Annotated in this window: 2 protein-coding genes and 2 pseudogenes; 3 read left to right on the forward strand and 1 reads right to left on the reverse strand. The window is 69.8% G+C overall.

The features are described 5' to 3' along the window. Positions 1 to 357: pseudogene (locus VFM98_RS24370) on the reverse strand (hydantoinase B/oxoprolinase family protein); the annotation flags it as partial. A gap of 1 nt (position 358) precedes the next feature. Between VFM98_RS24370 and VFM98_RS24375 the strand changes: the two are divergent. From VFM98_RS24375 to VFM98_RS24385, 3 genes and pseudogenes are all read left to right on the forward strand, one after another. After that, positions 359 to 1,573: pseudogene (locus VFM98_RS24375) on the forward strand (hydantoinase B/oxoprolinase family protein); the annotation flags it as partial. A 93-nt stretch (positions 1,574 to 1,666) separates the two neighbouring features. Beyond that, the gene (locus VFM98_RS24380; protein WP_325112483.1) at positions 1,667 to 2,734 is read left to right on the forward strand and encodes an NAD-dependent epimerase/dehydratase family protein; all 1,068 of its coding nucleotides are present in this window, start codon (positions 1,667 to 1,669) and stop codon (positions 2,732 to 2,734) included. 63 nt (positions 2,735 to 2,797) lie between these two features. Continuing rightward, positions 2,798 to 3,865, forward strand: coding sequence for a dihydrodipicolinate synthase family protein (locus VFM98_RS24385; protein WP_325112484.1), 1,068 nt, complete (start codon positions 2,798 to 2,800; stop codon positions 3,863 to 3,865). Positions 3,866 to 4,203 lie beyond the last annotated feature (338 nt).

Below are 4,203 nucleotides of genomic sequence, written 5' to 3' on the forward strand. Positions count from 1 at the left end.
GTTGGCGATCAGGTGCCCCTCGGCGTCGAACAGCGCGCAGGAAAAATCCAGCCGCTCCTTGATATTCACCGAGTAGGCCGTGTTCTGCAGCCTGAGGCCCATCTGCTCGGCGATCGACATGTACAGGTTGTTGAAGATCTCCAGCATCACAGGGTCGACCTGGGTGCCGAGCGCGGCGCGCGAGCGCCGCTCCTCCGTGCGCTCGAGCACGAGCCCGCCGCCGGGCGCGATGCGTGCGCGCCAGCCGGGCTCGACCACGGTGGTGGCGTTCGCCTCGGCGATGATGGCGGGGCCGGAGATCTGGTTGCCCGGAGCCAGCTTCTCGCGACGATAGAGAGGCGTTTCATGCCAGCGCCCGATCTTCTACGTCGGCTCCCGCGGACACCACGCCGACATCGGCGGCACCACGCCCGGCTCCATGCCGCCCTTCTCCACCCGCATCGAGGAAGAGGGCGTGCAGATCGACAACTTCAAGCTGGTCGACCGCGGCGTGCTGCGCGAGCAGGAGATGCTCGAACTTCTGCGCAGCGGGGCGTACCCGAGCCGCAACCCCGAGCAGAACATGGGCGACCTGAAAGCCCAGATCGCCGCCAACGCGAAGGGCGTGCAGGAATTGCGCCGCATGGTCGAACAGTTCGGCCTCGAGGTCGTGCAGGCCTACATGCGCCACGTGCAGGACAACGCCGAGGAGTCGGTGCGCCGCGTGATCACGCGCCTGAAGGATGGCGCGTTCACCCTGCCGCTGGACAACGGCGCCCGGATCCAGGTGGCGATCCGCGTCGACGCCGCCGGGCGCTCGGCCGAGATCGACTTCACCGGCACCTCGCCGCAGCAGTCCAACAACTTCAACGCGCCCAGGGCGGTCTGCATGGCCGCCGTGCTGTACGTGTTCCGCACGCTGGTGAGAGACGAGATCCCGCTCAACGCCGGCTGCCTCAAGCCGCTGAAGGTGATCGTGCCCGAAGGCTGCATGCTCAACCCGCGCCCGCCGGCTTCGGTGGTGGCCGGCAACGTGGAGACTTCCAGCTGCATCACCAATGCGCTCTACGGCGCGCTGGGCGTGATGGCCGCGAGCCAGTGCACGATGAACAACTTCACCTTCGGCAATGCGCGCTACCAGTACTACGAGACGATCTCCGGCGGCAGCGGCGCGGGCGGCCTCTTCGACGAGCAGGGCCGCTTGTGCGGCGGCTTCGACGGCACGAGCGTGGTGCAGACCCACATGACCAACTCGCGCCTCACCGATCCCGAGGTGCTGGAGTTCCGCTTCCCCGTGCGGCTGGAGAGCTACGAGATCCGCGCCGGCTCGGGCGGCGCCGGGCGCTGGCACGGCGGCAACGGCGGCGTGCGGCGCGTGCGCTTCCTCGAGCCGATGACGGCGAGCATCCTCTCCAACGGCCGCAAGGTGGCGTCCTTCGGCATGGCCGGCGGCCAGCCGGGGCAGGTGGGCATCAACCGCGTCGTGCGCGTGGACGGCCGCGTCGAGCCGCTGGACCACATCGGCTCGGCCGAGATGCAGCCGGGCGACATCTTCGAGATCCACACGCCGGGCGGGGGCGGGTTCGGCAGCTGAGAGGTTGGGCGTTCGGCGTTCGGCGTTGAGCGTGGCCGCACGCTCAACGCTCAACGCTCAACGCCCAACGCCCAACGCTCTATCATTGGGCGGATGAGCGACAAGACACCCGCAGGCGGGCCCTTCCTGGACGACCTGCCTTTCCCGAGCCGCTTCGAAAGCGAAGCGGCGCTCGAAGACTATCTCTCCATCCCTTCGCGCGACCTGGTGCGCGACCTCGCCCGCACCGAAGGCGACCTGATGATCCTCGGCGTGGGCGGCAAGATGGGCCCGACCCTGGCCCGCCTGGCCCGCAATGCGCTGCCCGCGTCGCGGCGCGTGATCGCGGTCGCCCGCTTCTCCGAGCCGGGCGTGCGCGAGGCGCTGCAGGCGCACGGCATCGAGACCATCGCCTGCGACCTGCTGGATCGCGCGGCGCTGCAGGCGTTGCCGCAGGCGCCCAACATCGTCTTCATGGCCGGGCGCAAGTTCGGCGCCGACGGCAACCTGCCCCTGACGTGGGCGATGAACGCGCACGTGCCGGCGCTGGTGGCCGAGACCTTCACCCGTTCGCGGATCGTGGCCTTCTCCACCGCCTGCGTGTACCCCTTCGTCCCGGTGACGGGGCAGGGCGCGAGCGAGGACGAGGTGCTGGCGCCGCCCGGCGAATACGCCAACTCCTGCGTCGGCCGCGAGCGGATGTTCGAATACTTCTCGCAGCTGCACGGCACGCCGGGGCGGCTGTTCCGCCTCAGCTACGCGATCGACATGCGCTACGGCGTGCTGGCGGACGTGGCGCTGAAGGTGTGGCGCGGCGAGCCGGTCGACGTGGCCATGGGCCACGTCAACGTGATCTGGCAGGGCGACGCCAACGCGCAGGCGCTGCGCTGCCTGGCCGTGGCCACCGTGCCCACCTCGCCGCTGAACGTGAGCGGGCCCGAGACCACCTCGATCCGCTGGCTGGCGCAGGAATTCGGCCGCATCTTCGGCAAGCCCGCCACCGTCACCGGCACCGAAGCGCCGACCGCCTGGCTGATGAACACCGGCGAGGCCGAGCGCCTGTTCGGCTATCCGCGCATCCCGCTCAAGCAGATGGTGGCCTGGGTGGCCGACTGGATCGCGCACGAGCAGAGGCTGCTCGGCAAACCGACCAAGTTCGAGAAGCGCGACGGACATTACTGAGCCCTGGCTGTCATCCCCGCGCAGGCGGGGATCCAGGCCCGGCCCCTTCACGAGAATTCCTCCATGCGTTTGAACCGATCCGACCTCCCGCAGGATGTCCTGCAGCTCCTCGCCGACGGCGCCGTCATCCCCGCCCACCCGCTGGCGCTGGACGCGCGCCGCCAGTTCGACCGCCGCCGACAGCGCGCGCTCACCCGCTACTACGTCGATGCAGGCGTCGGCGGCCTCGCCGTCGGCGTGCACACGACGCAGTTCGCCATCCGCGAGCACGGCCTGTACGAGCGCGTGCTCTCCGCCGCGATGGAAGACCGCCTGGCCTGGACCGACCGGCCGATGGCCATGATCGCCGGCCTGTGCGGCCGCACCGAGCAGGCCCGCAAGGAAGCCCGCATCGCGGTGGGCCTGGGCTACCACGCCGGCCTCCTGAGCCTCGCCGCGCTCTCGTCCGCCTCGGAGGACGAAATGATCGCCCACTGCGAGCAGGTGGCGCAGGAGATCCCGCTGGTGGGCTTCTACCTGCAGACCGCCGTCGGCGGGCCGACGCTCTCGCATGCCTTCTGGCGCCGCTTCGCCTCGATCCCGAACGCGCTGGCGATCAAGGTGGCGCCCTTCCACCGCTACCGCACGCTCGACGTGGTGCGCGGGCTGGTGGACGCCGGCGCCGAGGAGCGCGTGTTCCTCTACACCGGCAACGACGACCACATCGTGCTGGATCTCGCGCTGCCCTTCACGGCCATGCGCGAGGGCCAGCCGGTGACGGTGCGCTTCCGCGGCGGCCTGCTGGGGCACTGGTCGGTGTGGACGTCCTCCGCGGTGCAGCAGCTCAAGACCATCAAGTCCACGATCGCGGCCCATGGCGGCGCGCTGCCGCCGGAGCTGCTGGCGCTGGACTCGCGCGTGACCGACTGCAATTCCGCCTTCTTCGACGTGAAGAACAATTTCCACGGCTGCATCGCCGGCTGCCACGAGGTGCTGCGGCGCCAGGGGCTGCTGGAAGGCATCTGGTGCCTGGATCCGGAGGAGGGCCTCGGCGCCGGCCAGTCGGAGGAAATCGATCGCGTGGTCCGCCAGCACGCAGACCTGGCGGACGACGCGTTCGTCAAGGCGAACCTGGAGAAGTGGCTGTCGTAAACTGCGCCAGTGCGCATTTCGTAGGCTGGCGCTGAGCCGCGCAGCGCGAAGCCCAGCGATGCGCGAGCGCAGCGAAGCGCTGGGCTTCCGGCGCGCATTGCGCGCGGTCAGCACCAGCCTACGAACAGCCACCCCGCAGCGCGGCGCGTGGGCGCGCCCCCCGCCTTACTTCTTCGCCGACGCCGCCGGCTTGGCGGCGGCCGCCTTGTCTTCCTTCTTGTCGGACTTGGCCACGGCCTTCGCTTCCTTCTTCTCCGGCGTCGCGGCCTTCTTCTCGTCCTTCATCGCCGGCTTGCCGCCGAATTCCCGGTGGTACTCCTCGCCGTTGACGCGCAGCC

The sequence above is a fragment of the Ramlibacter sp. genome, assembly GCF_035706265.1.
Lineage (GTDB): Bacteria > Pseudomonadota > Gammaproteobacteria > Burkholderiales > Burkholderiaceae_C > Ramlibacter.